Origin of the sequence: Rhizobium sp. BK196, from assembly GCF_014193255.1 — a bacterium.
Lineage (GTDB): Bacteria > Pseudomonadota > Alphaproteobacteria > Rhizobiales > Rhizobiaceae > Rhizobium.
Window position 1 is genome coordinate 201558 of record NZ_JACHZB010000011.1, and the last position, 22190, is coordinate 223747.

20 protein-coding genes and 1 riboswitch are annotated in these 22190 nt (G+C 60.5%); of the genes, 18 read left to right on the forward strand and 2 right to left on the reverse strand.

Translation table 11 applies throughout. The annotated features are described in order from the left end of the window. The first annotated feature begins 21 nt into the window (after positions 1–21). The 4 genes from FHT78_RS28090 (at position 22) to FHT78_RS28105 (ending at position 3801) form a co-directional block, all read left to right on the forward strand. Entirely contained in the window at positions 22–678 is a 657-nt protein-coding gene (locus FHT78_RS28090; RefSeq protein ID WP_183749823.1) for a thiamine diphosphokinase, read from the forward strand. Positions 679–681: 3 nt separating this feature from the next. Next, positions 682–2505: an ABC-F family ATP-binding cassette domain-containing protein gene (locus FHT78_RS28095; RefSeq protein WP_183749824.1), complete on the forward strand. Its 1824-nt coding sequence runs from the start codon at positions 682–684 to the stop codon at positions 2503–2505. Positions 2506–2608: 103 nt separating this feature from the next. After that, the gene (locus FHT78_RS28100; protein WP_183749825.1) at positions 2609–3007 is read left to right on the forward strand and encodes a VOC family protein; all 399 of its coding nucleotides are present in this window, start codon (positions 2609–2611) and stop codon (positions 3005–3007) included. Positions 3008–3171: 164 nt separating this feature from the next. Further along, positions 3172–3801: a hypothetical protein gene (locus tag FHT78_RS28105; RefSeq protein WP_183749826.1), complete on the forward strand. Its 630-nt coding sequence runs from the start codon at positions 3172–3174 to the stop codon at positions 3799–3801. A gap of 45 nt (positions 3802–3846) precedes the next feature. On the opposite strand, the gene FHT78_RS28110 is transcribed toward FHT78_RS28105, so the two are convergent. Beyond that, a complete protein-coding gene (locus FHT78_RS28110) occupies positions 3847–5712 on the reverse strand; it encodes an ABC transporter ATP-binding protein/permease (protein ID WP_183749827.1) in 1866 nt (621 codons plus the stop codon). A gap of 148 nt (positions 5713–5860) precedes the next feature. Continuing rightward, a riboswitch (SAM riboswitch) is annotated at positions 5861–5938 on the forward strand. A gap of 47 nt (positions 5939–5985) precedes the next feature. Between FHT78_RS28110 and metA the strand changes: the two genes are divergently transcribed. The 6 genes from metA to FHT78_RS28140 all read left to right on the forward strand — a co-directional run bounded on the left by metA (position 5986) and on the right by FHT78_RS28140 (position 11879). Beyond that, positions 5986–6909 (forward strand): homoserine O-succinyltransferase, encoded by a 924-nt coding sequence (gene metA / locus FHT78_RS28115; protein WP_183749828.1) that lies wholly within the window; start codon positions 5986–5988, stop codon positions 6907–6909. A gap of 137 nt (positions 6910–7046) precedes the next feature. Then, positions 7047–8069, forward strand: a complete 1023-nt coding sequence (locus tag FHT78_RS28120) for an aldose epimerase family protein (protein WP_183749829.1) — start codon at positions 7047–7049, stop codon at positions 8067–8069. A gap of 115 nt (positions 8070–8184) precedes the next feature. Further along, positions 8185–8958 carry a GntR family transcriptional regulator gene (locus tag FHT78_RS28125; protein WP_183749830.1) on the forward strand — a complete coding sequence of 258 codons (774 nt, stop codon included), beginning with the start codon at positions 8185–8187 and terminating at the stop codon, positions 8956–8958. Beyond that, entirely contained in the window at positions 8955–9986 is a 1032-nt protein-coding gene (locus FHT78_RS28130) for an SIS domain-containing protein (RefSeq protein ID WP_183749831.1), read from the forward strand. Before FHT78_RS28125 ends, FHT78_RS28130 begins: the two co-directional genes overlap by 4 nt. Then, positions 9986–11137, forward strand: coding sequence for an N-acetylglucosamine-6-phosphate deacetylase (gene nagA / locus FHT78_RS28135; RefSeq protein ID WP_183749832.1), 1152 nt, complete (start codon positions 9986–9988; stop codon positions 11135–11137). The genes FHT78_RS28130 and nagA overlap by 1 nt, the downstream gene beginning before the upstream one ends. 13 nt (positions 11138–11150) lie before the next feature. Next, on the forward strand, positions 11151–11879 hold the full coding sequence (locus FHT78_RS28140) for an SIS domain-containing protein (RefSeq protein ID WP_183749833.1): 729 nt from the start codon (positions 11151–11153) through the stop codon (positions 11877–11879). A 109-nt stretch (positions 11880–11988) separates the two neighbouring features. Here the strand turns inward: FHT78_RS28140 and efp are convergent, their stop codons facing one another. Next, positions 11989–12558 (reverse strand): elongation factor P, encoded by a 570-nt coding sequence (gene efp, locus FHT78_RS28145; protein WP_011427226.1) that lies wholly within the window; start codon positions 12556–12558, stop codon positions 11989–11991. A gap of 151 nt (positions 12559–12709) precedes the next feature. On the opposite strand from efp, the gene epmA reads away from it, so the two are divergent. From epmA to FHT78_RS28185, 8 genes are all read left to right on the forward strand, one after another. Further along, complete coding sequence (gene epmA / locus FHT78_RS28150; RefSeq protein ID WP_183749834.1) at positions 12710–13774, forward strand: EF-P lysine aminoacylase EpmA; 1065 nt, start codon at positions 12710–12712, stop codon at positions 13772–13774. Further along, complete coding sequence (locus FHT78_RS28155) at positions 13771–14823, forward strand: lysine-2,3-aminomutase-like protein (protein ID WP_183749835.1); 1053 nt, start codon at positions 13771–13773, stop codon at positions 14821–14823. Before epmA ends, FHT78_RS28155 begins: the two co-directional genes overlap by 4 nt. 263 nt (positions 14824–15086) lie before the next feature. Continuing rightward, complete coding sequence (locus FHT78_RS28160; RefSeq protein WP_183749836.1) at positions 15087–15338, forward strand: acyl carrier protein; 252 nt, start codon at positions 15087–15089, stop codon at positions 15336–15338. Then, a complete protein-coding gene (locus FHT78_RS28165; RefSeq protein ID WP_183749837.1) occupies positions 15338–16519 on the forward strand; it encodes an acyl-CoA dehydrogenase family protein in 1182 nt (393 codons plus the stop codon). Before FHT78_RS28160 ends, FHT78_RS28165 begins: the two co-directional genes overlap by 1 nt. A gap of 4 nt (positions 16520–16523) precedes the next feature. Beyond that, on the forward strand, positions 16524–17432 hold the full coding sequence (locus tag FHT78_RS28170) for an amino acid--[acyl-carrier-protein] ligase (RefSeq protein WP_183749838.1): 909 nt from the start codon (positions 16524–16526) through the stop codon (positions 17430–17432). A gap of 8 nt (positions 17433–17440) precedes the next feature. Then, the gene (locus tag FHT78_RS28175) at positions 17441–18403 is read left to right on the forward strand and encodes a DUF1839 family protein (protein ID WP_210289951.1); all 963 of its coding nucleotides are present in this window, start codon (positions 17441–17443) and stop codon (positions 18401–18403) included. Between the two features lie 15 nt (positions 18404–18418). Then, the gene (locus FHT78_RS28180; protein ID WP_183749840.1) at positions 18419–20893 is read left to right on the forward strand and encodes a glycoside hydrolase family 2 protein; all 2475 of its coding nucleotides are present in this window, start codon (positions 18419–18421) and stop codon (positions 20891–20893) included. A gap of 46 nt (positions 20894–20939) precedes the next feature. Then, positions 20940–22118, forward strand: coding sequence for a glycosyltransferase family 4 protein (locus tag FHT78_RS28185; RefSeq protein ID WP_183749868.1), 1179 nt, complete (start codon positions 20940–20942; stop codon positions 22116–22118). Positions 22119–22190: the final 72 nt, after the last annotated feature.

The following is a 22190-nucleotide window of genomic DNA, read 5'->3' on the forward strand; positions in this document are numbered from 1 at the left end:
CCCCCGTTTGCGCTATGGGCAATGCCCATGAGCCAATCCACCTTCACCATCCTGCTCGGCGGGTCACTCAGCCTGACGGATCGTCTGCGCGACGCCGTGCGGGACAGCCGGTTCATCGCGGCTGACGGCGGCATGCGGCATGCCGCGGCGCTGGGCGTGGTGCCGGAACTGTGGGTCGGCGATTTCGATTCGACGCCACCCCATCTCGACGGTGCTTTTCCTGACGTGCCGCGTCAGCCCTACCCAGCCGCAAAGGCTGCAACGGATGGTGAAATTGCCGTTAACGAGGCGATCGAGCGTGGTGCGAAGCGCTTGATCCTTGCGGGTGCGCTGGGCGGCGAACGGTCCGACCACGCGTTGCAGCACTTGCTGTACGCCGTGGAGCTGGCGGAAGAAGGCTTCGACATGCTGCTGACCTCGGGCAATGAGGAGGCTGTGCCCTTGCTCCCTGGCTCGCTGGAGATCAATCTTCCACCGGGCAGCCTGTTTTCCGTGCCAGGCTTCAGCGAGCTGCGTGGCCTGTTCATCGAAAATGCCCGCTATCCGCTCGCCGACTTCGATTTGCCCTTCGGCTCGTCGCGCACCATTTCCAATGTGGCGAAAGGCCCCGTGCGCTTCTCGCTTGCCAGCGGCAGGGCCATCGTGCTCGCGCGGCCCTATGATCTTTCCGGAGTCTGATACTTGGCGCCACCCATTCTGAAACTCGACGACATTTTCCTGAGCTTCGGCGGCACGCCGCTCCTGGCAGGCGCTGCCCTGCAGGTCGAGCCCGGCGACAAGATCTGTCTTGTCGGCCGCAACGGCTCGGGCAAATCGACGCTTCTGAAGATCGCCGCCGGCCTCGTCGACGCGCAGTCAGGTGAGGTCTTCCGCCATCCAGCGTCCACGGTGCGCTATCTGGAGCAGGCGCCGGATTTTGCCGGCTTCGAGACCGTGCAGGCCTATGCCGAAGCCGGACTCGGACCGGGCGACGATCCCTATCGCGTCACTTACTTGCTCTCCCATCTGGGGCTCACCGGCGAAGAGAATCCGAATAACCTGTCCGGTGGCGAGGCGCGCCGCGCGGCGCTTGCGCGCGTACTGGCGCCGGAGCCCGACATTCTGCTGCTCGACGAGCCAACCAACCATCTCGACCTGCCGACCATCGAATGGCTGGAAGGCGAATTGCAGAAGACGCGCAGCGCGCTGGTGTTGATCTCGCACGACCGCCGCTTCCTCGAAAAGGTCTCGACGGCTACCGTCTGGCTCGACCGAGGCACGTCCCGTCGGCTCGACAAGGGCTTTGCGTTTTTCGAAGCCTGGCGCGATCAGGTGCTGGAAGCGGAAGAGCTGGAACAGCACAAACTCGGCAAGGCGATCGAGCGTGAGGAGCACTGGCTGCGTTATGGCGTGACGGCACGACGCAAACGAAATATGCGTCGACTCGGCGAGCTGCAGACGATGCGTTCGCAGTATCGTGGTCACAAAGGGCCGCAGGGAACGGTACAGGCAAGCGCTTCCGATGCGCAGGAATCCGGCAAGCTGGTGATCGAGGCCGACAAGATTACCAAGAGCTATGACGACCGGCCGATCGTCGCCCCGTTCTCGATCCGCGTGCATCGTGGCGATTGCATCGGTCTCGTCGGCCCGAATGGCGCCGGTAAGACGACGCTCCTGAAGATGCTGACCGGCCAGCTTGTGCCTGACAGCGGCACGGTGAAGCTCGGCACCAATCTTGATATCGCGACCCTCGACCAGAAGCGTGAGCACCTGAATCCCGATGATACGCTCGCCAACTATCTGACGGATGGGCGCGGCGAGAATCTCCTGGTCAATGGCGAGCAGCGGCATGTGACCGGATACATGAAGGAATTCCTGTTCCAGCCGGAGCAGGCGCGCACGCCGATCAAGAACCTCTCCGGCGGCGAACGTGCGCGGCTGATGCTGGCGCGCATCCTGTCACGGCCGACGAACCTGCTCATCCTCGACGAACCGACCAACGATCTCGACATTGAGACGCTTGATCTCTTGCAGGAGATCGTCACAGGCTTTGCCGGTACCGTCATCCTCGTCAGCCACGATCGCGACTTCCTGGACCGGACGGTGACCTCGACGATTGCGCCGGCCAATCCGGAAACGCCTGATGGACGCTGGATCGAATATGCCGGCGGCTATTCCGACATGCTGGCGCAGCGCAAAGGTGCGGCCGACGAGCGCCGCAGGGCCGAGAAGGCGGCGGAAAAGCCTAAGGCGCCTGAGACTGCTGTCGCCACTCCTGCCGCCTCGAAGGGTAAGCTCTCCTACAAGCAGAAATTCGCGCTCGAAAACCTGCCGAAAGAAATGGCCAAGGCGGAAGCAGAGATCGGCAAGCGCGAGGAGAGGATGGCCGATCCGAACCTCTTCACCAAAGATCCGGCGACCTTTAACCGGCTGGCGTCCGAGATGGAGAAGCTGCGCGAAGGCCTGACGAAGATGGAAGAGGAATGGCTGGAACTCGAAATGCTGCGCGAGGAGCTGGAAGGCTGATCCGATAAAAATTTCCTGGAATGTCGGATCGGGTGGTTTTTCTGCGTCCTTGGGCCGAGCGTGATCGACGGCATGGTGCCGCCACCCAGAACGGAGATTTTTCATGCGCATGATTTTCGTGAACCTGCCGGTCAAGGACCTCGTCAAGTCGAAGGAATTCTTCTCGGCGCTCGGCTTTTCCTACAATCCGAATTTTACCACCGACGATGCTGCCTGCATGATCGTCGAGGAAAACATCTATGTGATGCTGCTGACCCACGGTCATTTCCGGCAGTTTATCGAAGGTGAGATCGCTGATACGACGAAGGGCAAGGAAGTGCTGACCTGCCTTTCGGCCGGCAGCCGCGATGAGGTGGATGATTACCTCAAGAAGGCGCTGGCAGCGGGCGGCAAACCCTGGAAGCCGATCCTCGATATGGGACCGATGTATGGGTGCAGCTTCCAGGACCTCGATGGTCATGTCTGGGAGATCATGTACATGGACATGTCTGCTGCCGGTTGAGCCAGTTTTCTAAAGGTCGTTCGCGGACTCCGGCGCTTGGAATCGGATTGTCGGGGTCCGCTTTCCTCACTTTTCCTTGATTCGCTCGCGCCGTGTCATGCGGCATAGAGTACCGCTCCGGCAGCCGGGGATCGTGCCGATCAATGGCAATAAGGAAGGGTCACATGCCTCGCAAATCCTATACCAGAATATTCATCGCGCTTGCCGCCGGCAGCTTCGTCGTGCTCGGCCTTTCGCAGGCGGCGCGTGCGCAGGAAAACCAGCGCGTGCGGGTGCGTGGTACGATCGAGAGCCTCAATGGCGACACGCTAACCGTCAAGACCCGCGAGGGCAGTGATGCGACAGTGGCGCTCAAGTCTGGCTGGAAGGTCGCCGGTATCGGGAATGCTTCCGTCGATGATATCAAAGTCGGCGATTTCGTCGGTGTCGCCTCCTTACCGAAAGGCACAGGTCCCGATGGCGCGATCGAGGTGCTGATATTCCCGGCCGCAATGAAGGGCACCGGCGAAGGCAGCCGTCCATGGGACCTGCAGCCGAACAGCTCGATGACGAATGCGACCGTCAGCAATGCCGTCAAGGCCGTCGACGGCCACACGATTACGCTCATCTATCAGGGTAAGGAGAAGACCATCTCGATTGCAAAGGGTACTCCGATCGTTACTTTTGCTCCGGCAACAAAGCACGATCTGAAGCCGGGTGCCGGCGTGATCGTCATGGCGGAAAAGGCAGCCGATGGCAGCATCTCGGCCGCGCAGGTCGCCGTCGGCATCAACGGCGTGATGCCGCCGATGTAAGATTTTCCGGGGTTTCGTTCTCACACAATTTCGGGGGCAAAACCGCTATACGGTTTTTGCTGCAATTGCCCTAGAGTGCCGAGGCGGGGCTGCCGGGGCGCTCGATCCTGCAACGGAAGCTGCCGGTTCTTCGTCTGAATTCGATGGCAGCGCCTGCAGATGCAGTGTGCGCGGGTGCAGCACTTCCAGATAGGTTTCCGAACGGCCGATATAGATCATGCCGGTGTCCGGCATGGTAGCGAGCAGCTTCGTCATCGTGCGCTGCCATTCCGGCTCCATGCCTTCGAGCACTTCGTCGAAGACGACCCAGCGCGGCTTGACGAGAAGCAGACGGGCAAAGCCGATTGCCTTCTGTTCATCGGCATCGAGAAGCTTGTCCCAACGCGCGCGGCTATCGAGGCGGGCGACCAGCGAATGCAAACCGGCAGCCTCAAGCGCGGCTTCGATGGCCGCCGTGTCATAGTCTTCGGGTTTTTCGGGAAATGCGATCGCCTCGCGCAGCGTTCCGCCCGGCACATAGGCGACCTGCGGGATGAACAGCATGTCGTCGATCGGCGGCAGACCCATCGTGCCGTGCCCCGAGGGCCAGAGGCCGGCCATGGCCCGGAAGAGCAGGCGGCGGTTCACGCTGTGATCGCCATTTATCATGACCTTTTCTCCGGCCTTGATCGTCACGTCCGTCTCGCGCAGGCGGAAGCCGCCGCAATCTTCAATGTCCTCACCGAGCTTGGCAACAATCACCACATCCTTCAGCGTCAGCGTATCGGGCGTCGTTTCCTCATAGACAATGCCATCTTCGAACTTGAAGCCATCATCCATCTCCTGAAGCGCCTGGCGGAAGTCGGTCACACGCATCAGCGTGGCGCGCCATTCGGCAATCGGCCCGAAGTTGGCGACATACCAGCGCAGCGCCGTGTTGACTTGGTTGAAAGCGCCGACCGACATCATCAACTGGCCGAAGGTGAGTCCGCCGGAGAAGTATGCGGGCGCTGCAACGATGATCGGGATGACGATGACCAGCCAGCCATAACCCGCCGAGACCCAGGTCAGATTGGTATTGGCCATGGCAAGCCGCTTGATGACGGCAAGGACATTGCTGATATTTTCATTGATGCGTTTGCGCTCGTTCTCTTCGCCGTGCGCCACTGTTATTGCCGGCATATTTTCGTTCGCGTGCATCAGAGCGAAGCGCAGCTCTGCTTCCTGGGAGAAGCGATCTGCATTGAGCTTGACGAGCTTGCGGCCGACGACCTGGCTCAAGACCGACGCTGATGCGGCATAGAAGATTGCCGCCCAAACCATGTAGCCGGGAATTGTGAAGTTATAGCCACTGATACGAAAGATGAAGCCGCTTGAAAGCTCCCACAAAACGCCGATGAAGCTGACGAGAAGGATGGTCGACTGCAACAGACCGAGAGCAAGGTTGGTGGTGCTTTCGGCGAGGTTGCGGGAATCTTCATGCAGGCGCTGATCGGGATTGACGCCGATGATACCGATGGTGGAGAGCTTGAGGGCACGCTTGCGCTTGAACCACTGATCGACGAGATCGCGCGAGAGACCTTCGCGCATGTAGAGGGCCGTCATCTGGTTCAGCCATGCCTGCAGCACGTTGAGCAGCAACAGCGCGCCGGCGATCATCGCGAAGACTTCGAGCTGGCGGAAGAACTCGCCAAGATCACGACGCTCAAGGGAATCGTAGAAGGGGGCGTTCCATTCGTTGAGGATCACCTGTCCGTAGGCGGTCGCCAGGATGATGAGGACAAGCAGGATCGCAAGCCCCACGACCTTGCCGCGGACCTGCGAATTCCAGAATGCGGAGAACATCACTCCAAGCCGATATGTCAGGCTTAGATCATACCCTACGCGGTCCTGACCCTGGATACCCTTCCCCCCTTTTACGCTATTTGCCATTACAACTTTCCAAATCCGCCCATCGCACCATTAATAACATGGGGGCGTTACTGGTCCATCAACAGATTCCACCACCCATAAAGAAAGCGTGATGACTTGTGCAGCTGCCTCTATTGACAGTTGATTCGCGGCGCGACTGGCGCTATTTAAGACGCCTCGTGGTGATTTGGCCGGCCGGCTTGCAGCCACGTTAAATAAGTCGCTAAAGGGCCGCGTGCGGACCGGTAGCGATTCTTTCGCCGCCGGTTTTTTATTTTGATCGAGTTGACCGCAATGCCCATCAAGATCCCCGACACGCTGCCTGCCTTCGAAACCCTTGTGAACGAGGGTGTGCGGGTGATGACCGAAACGGTGGCGATCCGTCAGGATATCCGACCGCTGCAGATCGGGCTGCTCAACCTCATGCCGAACAAGATCAAGACCGAAGTGCAGATGGCGCGCCTGGTGGGCGCTTCGCCGCTGCAGGTGGAATTTTCGCTGGTCCGTGTCGGCAATCACAAGGCCAAGAATACGTCTGAAGAACACCTGCTCGCCTTCTATCAGACCTGGGAGGAAGTGAAGCACCGCAAGTTCGATGGCTTCATCATCACGGGCGCGCCGATCGAGACGCTGCCCTACGAAGACGTCACTTATTGGAAGGAAATGCAGCAGATTTTCGACTGGACGCAGACAAACGTTCATTCGACCATGAATGTCTGCTGGGGCGCGATGGCGGGGATTTATCACTTCCACGGCGTGCCGAAGTATGAACTGAAGGAAAAGGCTTTCGGCGTTTACCGGCACAATAATCTCAAGCCCTCCTCCGTTTATCTCAACGGTTTCTCCGACAATTTCGAGGTCCCGGTGTCGCGCTGGACCGAGGTTCGCCGGGCCGACATAGAGAAGGTCGACGGCCTCGAGATCCTTATGGAATCGAGCGAGATGGGCGTCTGCCTCGTCCACGAGCCGAAGGGCCGGCGGCTTTATATCTTTAATCACGTCGAATATGATTCCACGTCCCTTTCGGACGAATATTTCCGCGACGTGAATGCCGGCGTGCCGATCAAAATGCCGCACAACTACTTCCCGCATAATGATCCGGCGCTCGCGCCCCAGAACCGTTGGCGAAGCCACGCGCATCTGCTTTTCGGCAACTGGATCAACGAGATCTACCAGACAACGCCCTACGATATCGAAGAGATCGGCTCGGACATCTGAGCGTCACCGGTCCTGTTTAGAAATGCCGTCGCATTTCTGCGACGGCATTTTGTTTTCCGGCCCTGCCCGGTTGCGGTTTGCGGCGAATGGGGGCAGGTTCCGGTTCCTGAATTCTAGGGATGGAGTGAGCGTCGATCATGGCGGATAAATTGGAACGGGAAGTTTTCGGACAGACGAAGGATGGAGAGACCGTCCATCGCGTCGTCATCCGCGGAGGCGGACTGACGGTCAAGGTGTTGAGCTGGGGCGCGGTCATCCAGGATATCAGGCTCGAAGGGCATGATGCGCCGCTGGTACTCGGTTTCGAGGATTTCGCGAGCTACCTCGCTCATTCGCCTTTCTTCGGCGCGACGCCGGGACGCTGTGCCAACCGGATTGGCGACGGCAAGTTCAGGCTTGACGGCAAGGACTATCAGCTCGAACTGAACGAGAAGGGCGTCACGCATCTTCACGGCGGCAGCAATAATATCGGTACGCTCGTCTGGACGATCGTCGAGCACGAGACCGACCGTGTCGTACTGAAGATCGTCGATCCCGATGGCCGCGCTGGTTATCCCGGCAACTGCACGATCCAGGCGACCTACCGGGTGCATGGCAATGGCGAGCTATCCGTCAACTACGAGACGGTGACGGACCAGCCGACGATCGCCAATGTCTGCCAGCACTCCTATTTCAATCTCGATGGCCGGGAGGACGCGCTGGCGCATGACATCATGATCGCCGCCGACCACTACCTGCCGACGGATGAGAAGCAGATACCGACCGGCGAGATTCGCTCTGTCGAGGGCACCGCGTTCGATTTCCGCCCGATGGCGCCGATGAAGCGTTTCGCCGGGCAGGAGCAGGCGCTTTACGACCACAATTTCTGCTTTTCGAATGAGCGCACGGCCAAGCGCTCCGTCATACTTGCCCGCAGCCTGCATTCCGGCGTCTCGCTGGAAGTGCGTACGACTGAGCCAGGCGTACAGTTCTACGCCGGCTTCAAGCTCGCTGTGCCGGTGCCGGGTCTCGACGGCCGCAAATATGGCCCGTTCGCCGGCTTCTGCCTGGAAACGCAGATCTGGCCCGATGCTATCAATCACGCTGATTTTCCGAACGCGGTTCTGCGTCCAGGTGAGGTACTGCGGCAGGAAACGGATTACATCTTCATGAAGAACTGAGTTCAGCTATCCTGTCAGGATCGATGAAACCCTCGCAACGTATCGCGAGGGTTTTCTTTTTGTTGAAGCGAATCCGGCTTGCCGATTGGTTCTAAATAGGTTCTATTATGCGTCCATGGATAGAACCAGTCTGATAGCGGAACTGAATGGCCGTGGGCTGCGCGATGAGGCGGCAACGGGGCCGCTTTACAAGCGGCTGGCTGTTGCGCTCACGGGTCTCATTCAGGAGGGCCTCTTGAAGCCCGGAACAGCGCTGCCCGGCGAACGCGATCTGGCGGAGGCCCTGAAGCTTGGACGCGTGACGGTTCGGACAGCCTATCGCAATCTCATGACATCAGGGGCGCTGGAATCGCGCCACGGCAGCGGCACTTTCGTTTCCAGCAGGGTGGAGCGCATGGAGCAGTCGCTATGGCGGCTTTCCTCCTTCTCGGCGGACATGCGCTCACGCGGCCGCTCGCCGGCGGCGAAGATCCTGTCGCGTACCATCAACAATCCGTCTCCGGAAGAATCCTTCCTGCTCGGTCTCGGTGTCGATGAGCCTGTGCTCCGGCTCGACCGCCTTCGTCTGGCCGACGGGCTGCCCCTCGCCATCGAACGCGCCGTCGTGCCGGTCAAGTTTCTCGGCGAGGATGCCGGCGGCGAGGGCTCGCTGTATGACGCGCTTGCCCAGAGCGGCCACAAGCCGGTGCGCGCTATGCAGCGCCTGACCGCCGTCACGCTCGATCCCTCATCGGCGGCTATCCTCGACGTCAAGGCCGGTGCGCCGGCGCTTCTGATCGAACGCGTTTCACGCCTGGAAGACCAGCGTGTCGTTGAATACACCCGCTCGCATTATCGTGGTGACGCTTATGATTTCGTCGCCGAACTGAGAATTGGAGATGACCTATGAGTGAGAACCAGTCGTTGATGCTGCAGGAGGCGGGCCAATCGCCCGACGTGGTCGCTACCCTGCTCCAAAAGGAAAAGCCGGTCTTCGCAGAAATAGCCCGGCTGTTCTCGTCCGCCCGCCCGTCCGTTGTGACGACGGCTGCGCGCGGTTCGTCCGATCACGCCGCGACCTTCTTCAAATATCTGTTCGAGATCACCTGTGGCGTGCCGGTGGCTTCGATAGGCCCGTCTATCGCCTCTGTTTATAACGCGCCCCTGCATCTGAAGGGCGGCATCCATTTCACCGTTTCCCAGTCGGGCGCGAGCCCTGACATCGTGGCGCTGCAGGATGCGGCCAAGAAGGGCGGCGCAACGACGATTGCCGTGGTCAATGTCACAGACAGCCCCCTTGCGAAACAAGCCGATATCGTCCTCGGCCTCAATGCCGGCGCCGAAAAGAGCGTTGCAGCAACCAAGTCCTTCATTGCATCTGTCGCCGCCCTCACCGGCGTGACGGCTGCGATCGGCAGCAAGGCCGATCTGCAGGCGGCGCTCGAAAAACTGCCGGCCGCACTCGCTGCGACATCGGGCATCGATACGGCTGCTGCCGAGGAGGTTCTGTTCAACGCCGCCTCGCTCTATACCGGCGGCCGTGGCACCGCTTTCGCCATTGCTCTCGAAGCTGCGCTGAAGGCCAAGGAGACTGCCGGCCTCCATGCGGAAGCCTTCTCTCTTGCGGAACTGATGCACGGCCCGATGCGTCTGGTGCAGCCGGGCTTCCCGATCGTCGGCTTCGTGCCTGAAGATGCGGCCTTCGACAACAACGTGAAGGCACTCGACCGGCTTCAGAAGCTCGGCGCTACGACCGTGCCCTTCTCGACGAAGCCGCTTGCCGGCGTCAATCTGCAGGTTCCGACAACAGGCAATGGCCTTATCGATCCCCTGGTTTCGCTGCTCGTCTATTATCGGCTGATCGAGTCCGTCACTCGCCGCAAGGGTTTCGATCCGGACAAGCCGGCAAATCTGCTCAAGGTGACGGAGACTGTCTGATGACGCGCAAGATCTTCACCGGCGCACGAATTTTCGACGGCGAGCGCTTTCATGACGAGCGGGCGCTGATCGTCAAGGGCGGACATGTCGAGGCAATCGTCGGCACGAATGATCTGCCCGACGGCGAGGTCGTAACTCTTGCCGGAGGTGTGCTGTCTGCCGGCTTCATCGATGCGCAGGTCAATGGCGGCGGTGGCCGCATGCTGAACGACGAGCCGTCACCGGACTCGATGTACATGATTGCCGACGGACATCGGCCGTACGGAACGACGGCGCTGCTGCCGACGTTGATTACCGATACGGCAGAAGCGACGGCTGCAGCGATCGAGGCGGCAAAGATTGCGGTGAAGACGAACCGCGGCGTCGCAGGCCTGCATCTCGAAGGTCCGCATCTGGCCCCGGCCCGCAAGGGCGCCCATCTCGCCGAGTTGATGCGTCCGGTCGAGGACAGGGATGTCAAATCCTTCATCGCCGCGCGCGAGGAAATCGGCACACTGCTCGTCACCATGGCCGCGGAGCAGGTGACGGTTTCTCAGGTGCGCGAACTCAGCGAAGCCGGCGTCATCGTCAGTATCGGCCATTCGGACTGCACGAGCGAGGCAGCCGAGGCGCGTTTCGATGCAGGTGCACGCGGTGTGACGCATCTTTTCAACGCCATGAGCCAGCTGGCGCACCGCGCGCCGGGCCTCGTTGGTGCTGCGATCGATCATCCGGCGGTCTGGTGTGGCATCATCGCCGACGGCCATCACGTCGATCCGAAGGCGTTGCGCACGGCGCTGCGTGCCAAGCGCGGCGAGGGCAAGCTTTTCTTTGTGACCGACGCCATGTCGCTGGTCGGCTCCGAGATGGATACGTTCACGCTGAACGGCCGCACCGTGCGGCGCGAAAGGGGCGGCTTCTGCTCCAAACTCGTGCTGTCGGATGGCACGCTGGCGGGTTCGGATGTCGATATGGCTTCGACGATCCGTTACGGCGTCACCTATCTGGAGCTGACGCTTGCCGAGGCACTGAGGATGGCGACGCTCTATCCGGCGCGCTTCCTGAAGTTTACTGATCGCGGCCACCTTTCGCCAGGCGCGCGCGCCGATCTCGTCCATTTCACCGATGCGATCGAAGTGACAGCGACCTGGCTGAACGGCGAAGCGGTGTGAAGGAGAGTGGCCGATGACTGACATTACGGACGCCTATTTCTCCAATCTCATCGGCCGGCTTGAAGAGTTGAAGCGGGCGCTTGCCGCGCCGATGGCGCAGGCTGCCGCTGTAATCCTCGAGGCCGCCCGTGGCGACAAGCGCGTTTACGTCTTTGGCACCGGCCATTCGCATATGCTGGCGGAAGAAGTGCATTATCGGGCAGGCGGGCTTGCTTTCACGGTGCCGGTTCTCGTCGGCTCGGCCATGCTGCATGAGGGGGCGGTCATCAGCTCGGTCTATGAGCGCACGCAAGGTCTGGTGCGACCGATGCTGGAGCGTTACGGCATGCAGCCGGGAGATGTCATTATCATCGCCTCCAATTCGGGCGTGAACGCTGCGCCGATCGAGGCGGCCGACTACGCGCGCGAGATTGGCGCAAAAGTCATCGCCATCACCTCGATCGCCTATTCGACGGCAATTGCCAATGACCGCCGGCGGCTTGCCGATGTGGCCGATGTGGTGCTTGATAACGGGCTGCCGCCGGGTGACGCCGTCCTTGATCTCGAGGGCACGGGTCTTCGTGTCGGTCCGGTGTCTACGGCCGTCGGGGTGACGGTCATCAACGCCATCTGCGCAGAAGTTGCTTCGCAGCTTTCGAAATCCGGTGACGCGCCCGTCTATCTCAGCGCCAACATGCCGGGTGCGGCCGAGATCAATCAGAAGCTGGTGAAGAAGTACCGGCCGCGTAATCCCCATCTCTGAGCAAATGGGCCGGCATGTTGCCGGCCGATTTTCCGTCTCGCCATCGGGCAAAATAAAAACGGCCCGAAGCGTGTGCTTCGGGCCGTTTGAACTCCGAAAACTGACGCAATCAGTCCTTGGCGCGCTCGACGTAGGAATTGTCTTCCGTTGCGATGACCACGCGGGTACCGGCATCGATATGCGGCGGGACCGACGTACGGATGCCGTTCGACAGCATTGCTGGCTTGTAGGAGGAGGAAGCCGTCTGGCCCTTGACGACCGGTTCGGTCTCGACGATTTCGAGGGTGACGTGGCGGGGCAGTTCGAGCGCCAGCGGAACGCCTTCGTGGATCGACAGAATGCAGGTCATGCCTTCCTGAAGGTAGGCCTTCTGGTCACCCATGGTTTCGGCGCTGACGACCACCTGGTCGTAGGTGGCCGGGTTCATGAAGTGGAAGCCTTCGCCGTCTTCATAGAGGTACTGGAAGTTCACGTCTTCGACGAAAGCGCGCTCGACCTGCTCGGTCGTGCGCCAGCGTTCGGAAACCTTCACGCCATCGACGATGCGGCGCATGTCGACCTGTGTGACCGGCGTGCCCTTGCCTGGGTGGAAATTCTGTGCGGTGAGAACGACGTAGAGCTTGCCGTCGACATCGAGAACGTTGCCCTTGCGGACCGAAGAGGCGATGACCTTGACCATAAGACTTCCTTGTAAGTCGGCTTTCGGCGTCGTAGAGGACAGTCAGAATAGTCCTGAAGACGCAAAATGTTTTTTCTTCGGGGCGGCACTAACCTAAAATCGCGGAAATAGCCACCCCCAACACGGCTGAATCCGGCGAGGAACACGCTGAATGACCCTCACGAGCGCCAAAGCGTCTCCCTGGTGGACACCACCCGTGCATGCCGATCGCCGCCCGTTCCTCATCGGACGCAACGCGATCCAGGCGGCGCTGCGCGGCTACTTTGCGCGCGAGGATTTCATCGAGGTTGATACGGCCACACTGCAGGTCTCTCCGGGCAACGAGGCTCACCTGCATGCCTTTGCCACCCAGGCGCTGACGACGGACGGACAGGCCGCGCCCTTCTATCTGCACACATCGCCGGAATTTGCGTGCAAAAAGCTTTTGGCCGCCGGTGAACAACGCATTGCCTGCTTTGCGCATGTCTATCGCAACCGCGAGCGCGGGCCGCTGCACCATCCTGAGTTCACGATGCTCGAATGGTATCGGGCGGGCGAAAGCTATGAGAGCCTGATGATGGATTGCGTGCGCATGCTGGCGCTCGCTGCCGAGACGGTTAAGACCGAAATGCTCGTCTATCGCGGCGCTGAGTGCGATCCCTTCGCCGGGCCGGAGCGTATCAGCGTTGCAGAGGCGTTCGATCGCCATGCCGGCATCAATCTTCTGGCTTCGGTTTCCGCTGACGGCTCGACGGATGGCGCGCATCTCGCCGCCGAGATGCGGCGGGTCGGCATGCGCGTTGCCGATGACGATCATTGGGCTGATCTCTTCAGTCGGGTGCTGGTGGAAAAGGTCGAGCCGCATCTCGGCTTCGGCCGTGTCACCATTCTCGACGAATATCCTGTTTCTGAAGCGGCTCTCGCGCGGCCTTCGGCGCGCGATCCGCGGGTGGCGGAGCGCTTCGAGCTCTATGCCTGCGGGGTCGAGCTTGCCAACGGCTTTGGTGAACTGACCAATGCCGCAGAGCAGCGGCGGCGTTTTGAGATCGAGATGACCGAGAAAATGCGGGTCTATGGTGAGACCTATCCGCTCGACGAAGATTTTCTGGCGGCGCTGACGATCATGCCGGAAGCGAGCGGCATCGCGCTCGGCTTCGATCGGCTTGTGATGCTGGCGACGGGAGCGTCGCGGATCGATCAAGTGCTCTGGGCGCCTGTTGCGGAGTATGGCCGATGAATGTCATGCGTCCGATCAAAAGTGTCGACGATCTCGTCAGGACAGGCCTGATCGAGGAGGCTGAGCGACTGGCGCTCGATGAGGTTGCTGCACGCTATGCCGTTGCGATGACGCCCGCCATGGCAAGGTTGATCGATCATGCCGATCCAGCCGACCCGATTGCCCGGCAGTTCGTGCCCGACGCGGCGGAACTGGTGACCACGCCGGAGGAGCGGGCCGATCCCATCGGCGATCATGCGCATAGTCCGGTGGAAGGTATCGTGCATCGCTATCCGGATCGCGTGTTGCTGAAAGCTGTGCATGTCTGCCCGGTCTATTGCCGCTTCTGCTTCCGGCGCGAGATGGTGGGACCGCAGGGGCTCGGCACTCTCGAGCCGGCCGCGCTGGCTGCAGCCTTCGACTATATTCGCGGCCACAGCGAGATCTGGGAGGTGATCCTGACCGGTGGCGATCCGCTGGTGCTTTCACCACGTCGTCTCGGCGACATTCTAAGCGAGCTTGCGGCAATCCAGCATGTGAAAATTGTGCGATTCCACACACGGGTGCCGGTTGTCGACCCGCAGAAGATCGATGCGGAACTGATCGCGGCACTGAAGGCGAGCGGCAAGACAGTTTATGTCGCGCTCCACGCCAATCATCCTCGTGAGCTGACGGCGGAAGCGCGCGCCGCCTGTGCCCGCCTGGTGGATGCCGGCGTCGTCATGGTCAGCCAGTCGGTGCTTCTGAAAGGTGTCAACGATGATCCCGATGTTCTGGCGGGACTGATGCGAGCCTTCGTCGAGGCACGCGTGAAGCCCTATTATCTCCACCATCCGGATCTTGCGCCCGGCACCAGTCATTTCCGGCTGTCGATAGAGGAGGGGCAGAAGATCGTCTCCTCGCTTCGCGGCCGTATCTCCGGCCTTTGCCAGCCCACCTATATCCTCGATATTCCGGGCGGCTACGGCAAGGCCGTGATCGGCGAAACCGCCGCGCAAGCGACCGGCGAAGGTTGTTATTCGATTTCGGATTATCGTGGCAACGAGCATTCCTATCCGCCCGCAGATTAGCGTACCAGCAGGCTCCTGGCGTACCATTTCTGCACTTCGCACGACTCGAGCGACTTGCTGCCGGTTTTCTCGGGCTATATCAAACTATTGATAGAAATGAAGTATTAGGCCTCAGCTAAGCATGATCCGTAAAATGCAAAGTATGAGTCTTAGTCATATTTAACTAATTATATTAGCGGAATGTTCTGTTTTCCCTACTAAAAGCACTCCATGAAAAGGCGATGAATGCCGGTTCAGGATCATGAAAATCTGGAGTGAATGGGATGAACAAGACAATCCGCGACCTCGTAGCCAAGTTCGGTAAGCTTCCTGTATCCGTTGATCAGGTTGCCGACGATGCGGATCTCTACGCCGCGGGTCTGACGTCCTTCGCTTCCGTGCAACTCATGCTCGGCATCGAAGAGGCCTTCGACATCGAGTTTCCCGATAATCTCCTGAACCGCAAGTCCTTCGCGAGCATCTCGGCGATCGCCAACACGGTCGATCTCATCCGGGATGGCCGAAAGGTCGCCTGATGAATTTCCCGGTCAAGATCACGGAAGACAGCTTGGTCGCAAGGGCTGCCCGCGTCTCCGAAATTGCGGCGAGACATGCGGATGCCGTCGATTTCGAAGGCCGGTTCCCGCAGGAAGCCGTCAACGCGATGAAGGCCGAGCGGCTGCTCGGTATCCAGATCCCCCGCCATCTTGGTGGCGAGGCTGCTTCCACGACCGATATTGCCGAATTGTGCTCGATGCTCGGCCAGGCCTGCGCGGCAAGCGCGATGGTCTTTGCCATGCACCATATCAAGCTTTCGAGTCTCGTCGAACACGGCGTCGACAGCGAATGGCATAGCGCCTTCATGCGCCGTATCGCTGCCGAACAGCTTCTGATCGCTTCCGCCACCACCGAAGGTGGGATCGGGGGCAATCTGCGCAACAGCATCTGCGCGATCGAAATCGATGGCGATATCTGCAGGCTGCAAAAGGATGCGACCGTCATTTCCTATGGCTCGCATGCCGATGCCATTCTCATCACTTCGCGCAGCCATCCGCAGGCCGCCTCCTCCGATCAGGTCCTGACCGCCTTCCTGAAAGATCAGTACACGCTCGAAAAGACGCATGCCTGGAACACGCTCGGCATGCGCGGGACCTGCTCCGACGGCTTCCTCTTCAAGGGTGAAGCACCGGCCGCACAGATCCTGCCGAAGCCATTCGCTGAGATTGCAGCGCAGTCGATGCTTGCCTCTTCGCACCTGCTCTGGAGCGGCGTGTGGTATGGCATCGCGGTTGACGCCGTTTCCCGCGCACAGGCTTTCGTGCGCGCCGCTGCCCGCAAGTCTCCCGATGCTACCCCGCCCGGCGCCCTTCGCCTCGCTGAGGTTTCCAACCTCCTGCAGATGGTGAAGTCGAATGTCGTTGCCGGCCTCAAGGCCTATGAGGACGCCAAGGCTGACGGCGACAAGCTTTCCTCAATGGGCTTTGCCGTGGCGATGAACAATGTGAAGATCGCCTCGTCTGAGACGATCTTGGAAATCGTCAATCATGCCATGCTGATCTGCGGCATCATGGGCTACAAGAACGGTACCCCCTTCAGCCTCGGACGCCATCTGCGCGATGCCCATTCCGCACAGCTCATGATCTCGAACGACCGCATCCTCGGCAATACGTCGAGCATGCTCCTTGTCCATAAGCAGGACACTAGCCTACTGGGGTAAAGCCATGGATATGCAGACTTCGTTTCTGGACCGGCTCTTCGAGTCCGGCCTGCTGATCGATACCGGCGTTGACGGTCTTTACGGACGCAGCGGCCAGTTCGAAGACGTCATCGCCGCTTTTGAACGGCTGATCGACAGGTTCGGTGGCGCCGATGGCGCCGAAGCGATGCGCTTTCCGCCCGGCATGAACCGTGCGCTCTTCGAAAAGAGCGGCTATATGAAGAGCTTCCCGCAGCTCGCCGGCACGGTGCACAGCTTCTGCGGCAGCGAGCTCGACCATATGAGCCTGCTGCAATGCATGGAAGTCGGCGAGGACTGGACCAAGGATCAGAAGGCAACCGATATCGTTCTGACGCCGGCTGCCTGCTACCCGCTTTATCCGACAGTTGCCAAACGCGGCAACCTGCCGGCGAAGGGCGGCCTCTTCGATCTCCAGTCCTACTGCTTCCGTCATGAGCCTTCCAAGGATCCGGCGCGCCAGCAGCTGTTCCGCATGCGCGAATATGTCTGCATGGGCACCGAGCAGCATGTGACCGATTTCCGCCAGAGCTGGATGGACCGCGGCGTCGAAATGATGACGCAGGTCGGCCTCGACGTGACGATCGACGTTGCCAACGACCCGTTCTTCGGCCGCGCCGGCAAGATGATGGTCAACAACCAGCGCGATCAGAATCTGAAATTCGAGCTCTTGATCCCGATCACCTCGTCGGCGAACCCAACGGCCTGCATGAGCTTCAACTACCATCAGGACTCCTTTGGCGTGAAGTGGGGCCTGAATCTTGAAGACGGCAGTGTGGCGCACACGGCCTGCGTCGGTTTCGGCCTGGAACGCATCGCGCTCGCGCTCTTCCACACCCACGGCCTTGACATCAAGGAATGGCCGGCAAGCGTACGGAAAGTCCTGTGGGGCTGAGCGACTCGATGACATCGGTTTTTGCGGGTATCGATCCTGATGTCTACAAGCCGCATGCGCTGCATGCCGGCGAGCGCATGTGGCCGGAGACCAATTGCTATATCGATCTCTGGATTGAGGTGCTCTCGACTTTCGGCGTCGCACCCGAAGCGATGCTCGGCTTTACGCTGACGCAGGATTTCGAGGGCGACCAGTTCACCTTCTTCAAGGTGCCGCTGGAAGATCTCGAAGCGCTCTATGGCATCCGCACTACCGAGCTTGCGATCTACGACCGCGTCGAGCGGCATGTCGAGGTGCAGATCGCCCGCGGGCGGCTCTGCCTGATCGAGATGGATTCCTTCTTTATGCCGGATACGCGCGGCACCGCCTACCGGCAGGAGCACGGCAAGACCACAGTGGCGATCAACCGGCTGGACTTTGCCGGCAAGCGCGTCGACTATTTCCACAATGCCGGTTATTTCCGCATCGAGGGCGAGGATTTCGACGGGCTGTTTCAATCCCATCTGACGGATGAAGATGCGCCGTTCCTGCCCTATACGGAATTCGCCAAGTTCCCGGAACGCCCGGTCGGTGAGGCGCATCTGCGCGAAGTTTCCCGCCGGCTCCTTGGCTTTCATTTCGCCCGCAGGCCGGGTGCCAATCCGATCCTCGCCTTTGCGGAAGTCTTCCCGCTGCAGGTCGAAGGGGTGGCCGACCGGCCGTTTGGCTTCTTCCACAAGTATGCCTTCAACACGCTCAGACAGGTGGGTGCGAATTTCGAACTCGCGGCCGATCATCTGGCCTGGCTTTCAGCCGACGAGTTCGGCGTCGCGATCGAGGAAGCACGCCGGATCTCGGAGGTGGCGAAGTCTGTTCAGTTCCAGCTGGCGCGTGCTGTCACCCGCCGCAAGTTCGAGCCGTTGAAAGCGGCTCTTGATCCGGCTGCCGATGCATGGGATTCGATGATGGCATCGCTCGCGGAGCGAGCCTGAAGCCGGAGATCAGACATGCGGGGGCGGTTGGCAAGCATAGGGGCTGAGGAAAGCCTGCTTTCCGAAGGCTGGAATCTGGTTCTGACCGAGCCTGACGCCTGCGCGACACCCCACGATATCCATCTTTCGGCGCAGTTCATTCCCGCACCTGTTCCGGGCACTGTCGCAGCGGCGCTCGAAAAAGCAGGGCTGTTCGACCGGGAAAATCCACAGCCGCTGAACACCAAGGATGCCTGGTATCTGACCCGCCTCTTCGATGCGGAGCCAGGCGAGGCGCTCCTACGTTTTCAAGGGCTGGCGACGATCTGCCATGTTTTTCTGAACGGCGTTGAGATCCTTTTCTCCGAGAGCATGTTCACCGCTCATGAGATACCGGTGACGCTCGCGGGCGGCGATGAACTGGCGCTCTGCTTTCGGGCCCTCGCTCCCCGCCTTGGCGAACCCGGACCGCGAGCCCGCTGGCGCCCGCAGATGATCACGCCGCAAGGGCTGAAGAATATCCGCACGACGCTGCTTGGACATATGCCCGGCTGGTGCCCTGAAATCCATGCCGTCGGGCCGTGGCGGCCGATCTCGCTCGTGCGCCGGGGCGTTGCCTCGGTCGACAATGTCACGGTGCGTGCTGTTCTGGAGGAAAGCGGGGCGGGACGGCTCAGCGTTTCTCTTCATGCCGATGGCGAAGAGCCGGTTATGCTTCTGCGCTGCGCCGGTATCGAGCAGGGTTTCGAGAAGATCGGCGACAGGCATTATTCGGTAATCCTCAAGCTGCCCGAGGTCGAGGCCTGGTGGCCACATACGCATGGCGCGTCGCATCTCTACGATGTGACGCTGGTTCTTGACGGCGAGGAACATTCGCTCGGCAAGACAGGATTTCGGCGTGTCGAGGTTGACCACGGCGCTGACGGCAGTGATTTCACGCTTTGCGTCAATGGCGAACGGGTCTTCTGCCGTGGCGCGGTCTGGACGACAGCCGACATAGCGCGGCTGCCGGGGGAGCGGGCTGACTACGAGCCGTTCCTGCGGCTTGCTGCCGAGGCCGGCATGAACATGATCCGCATCGGGGGAACCATGGCGTATGAAACGCCGGAATTCTTCGCGCTCTGCGACGAATTTGGGCTGATGGTCTGGCAGGACTTCATGTTCGCCAATTTCGACTATCCGAAGAACGACAAGACCTTTATCGGCCATGTGCATGCCGAGGTGGAGGAATTCCTGCACGGCGTACAGCTTTCGCCGTCGCTCGCCGTGCTCTGCGGCGGCAGCGAAATCCACCAGCAGGCGGCGATGTTCGGCCTGCCCTCGGATTTCTGGAGCGGGCCGATCACCGACGAGATCATCCCGGCGATCTGCCAGCGCATGCGGCCTGACGTCCCTTACGTGCCGAATTCGCCCTACGGCGGGGCGATGCCCTTTTCGCCCAACGCTGGCGTCACGCATTATTACGGCGTCGGTGCCTATATGCGGCCGCTCGAGGATGCGCGCCGCGCCGAGGTACGCTTTGCGGCGGAAAGCCTCGCCTTCGCACATGTACCGCAGCAAAGGACCTTACAGCGGCATCTCGACGTGCCTTCAGTTCACAGTCCGCTCTGGAAAGAGCGGGTGCCGCGCGACCGCGGTGCTTCCTGGGATTTCGAGGATGTCAGGGACTTTTATCTCGGACTTCTCTATGACGTCGACCCCGCCAAGCTCCGCCGTGAAGACCCCGAACGTTATCTCGACTTGTCGCGCGCTGTTACGGGTGAAGTGCTGGAGGAAACCTTTGCCGAATGGCGGCGCAAGGGGTCGACCTGCAATGGGGCGCTCGTCTGGACCTTGCAGGATCTGTTGCCAGGTCCCGGCTGGGGCGTGATCGATTCCGCCGGCGAGCCCAAACCTGTCTGGCATGCGATGCGCCGCGCCTTCCGTCCTGTGCAGGCAGTTTTTACGGACGAGGGGACGAATGGCCTCCATGTCCATGTCATCAACGAGACCGACAAAGTGGTGGCTCTCGAACTCGATGTCGCCTGCCTCCGCGAGGGGCGCCAGCAGGTCGCGAGCGGCAGCAAGGCCTTCAATCTCGACCCGAGGAGCGTGGAGCGTATCGCTTGCACCGATCTCTTCGGCGGCTTCTTTGATGCGGCCTATGCCTTCCGTTTCGGTGCGCCATCGCATGACGTCAGCGTTGCCTGGCTGCGGTCGACGATGGACGGCGCGCTGTTGGCGCAGGCTTTCCATTTCCCGAGCGGCCGAGCCAGAGCCTTCCACGACGCGACGATCGAGGCGTCCTTCATCCGTGAGGGCGATGGTTGGTTCATCACGCTTGCGGCCGACAGGCTGGCTCAATCCGTGCATATCGATGTCGAAGGCTACCGGGCTGAAGAGGACTGGTTCCATCTGGCACCAGGTCCTGCCAAGCGAGTGAAGCTCATCGCTGCTGCGGGCATTGATGGCGATGCGTTGCCGGCGGGCGAAATCAGGAGCGTCGGCGCCTTGCGCCGTTTCGCGCTTTAAGGACCAGGGAGCGGTCATGACGATCAGGGTGCAGGCGGAAGAGGCTTTGCGGGGCGTTTATCGAAGCGTGCGCGGGCATCTGCTGCAGCGGCTGATTGTCAAATCACGGCTTGCCTTCAATCCGCGCCGACCGGTCGAGATTGTCGGTTATCTGTCGATGGCAGCAGGTGTGGGCGAATCGGCGCGGCTTTGCGCTGCCGCGCTTTCGCAGGCAGGCCGTGAGATCATGCTTGCGGATGTCAGCACACATCCGGACGAAGGCAAGCTGGTCGAATGGGCGTCCGAGCAAATGTCCGGCGGCCAGCCGGGAAGCCGCATATGGCACCTCAATCCGCCCATGCTGCCGCGCGCGATCCTGAAGAAAGGTCTCGGCAATTTCACCCGTGCCTTCAATATCGGTTACTGGGCATGGGAGCTGGAAGTGGTGCCGGCGGAATGGCGCAATGCCATGCACTATATGAACGCCGTCTTCGTTCCCTCGGAATTCGCCAGGAGGGCAATCGCACCACATACGACTGCACCTGTCATTGTCGTGCCGCACCCGGTGACCGAGCGGTCGGCGGCTGACGGTATCCGGCAGAAATTCGGAATTGCCGAGGATGCTTTCCTCGTATCGTTCGTCTTCAGCGCCGGTTCCTCGATCAACCGCAAGAACCCGCAGGCGGCGATCGAGGCCTTCAGGCTCTTCAGCGCCGAATGCCCCCATGCCTTCCTGCTGATGAAGGCGAGCGGCAATCCGGTCCGGGACGAGGCACTTCGCGCGCTCATGCAGTCCGTGGAAGGCGACCGCAACATCAGGATCGTTACCGATAATCTGGCGAGTTCGGAGATAAACGGCATCATTCGCGATTCCAATGCCTATCTTTCGCTGCATCGTTCGGAGGGTTTCGGCCTGACGGTGGCTGAAGCCATCATGCATCGCACGCCCGTCGTTTCGACAGAATGGTCGGGCACGGCTGACTTCTGCGATCCCGACAATACCTGGCTGGTCGTGCCGTCGCTTATTCCCGTCGTCGATAGCCATCCGGAATTCGCTGATCTCACGAATGCCGTCTGGGCCGATCCTTCACCCGCGACCGCGGCGGCGCATTTGAAGAGTATTTATTCCGATCCCGAGGCTGCGAAGCAGAAAGCAGAGGCGGCGCGGGCCTATCTCGTGCGTCATCTCGCCGAGCACAGCTACGACAGGGCGCTTTCACGGCTTTCTGCGATGCAGGCGAGCTAAGCTGAGCGCTTTACTCCCCTTTATTTTAACATTTCCAATTTAGAGATGACTTGTTTTCGGCCGCGCTGCGGC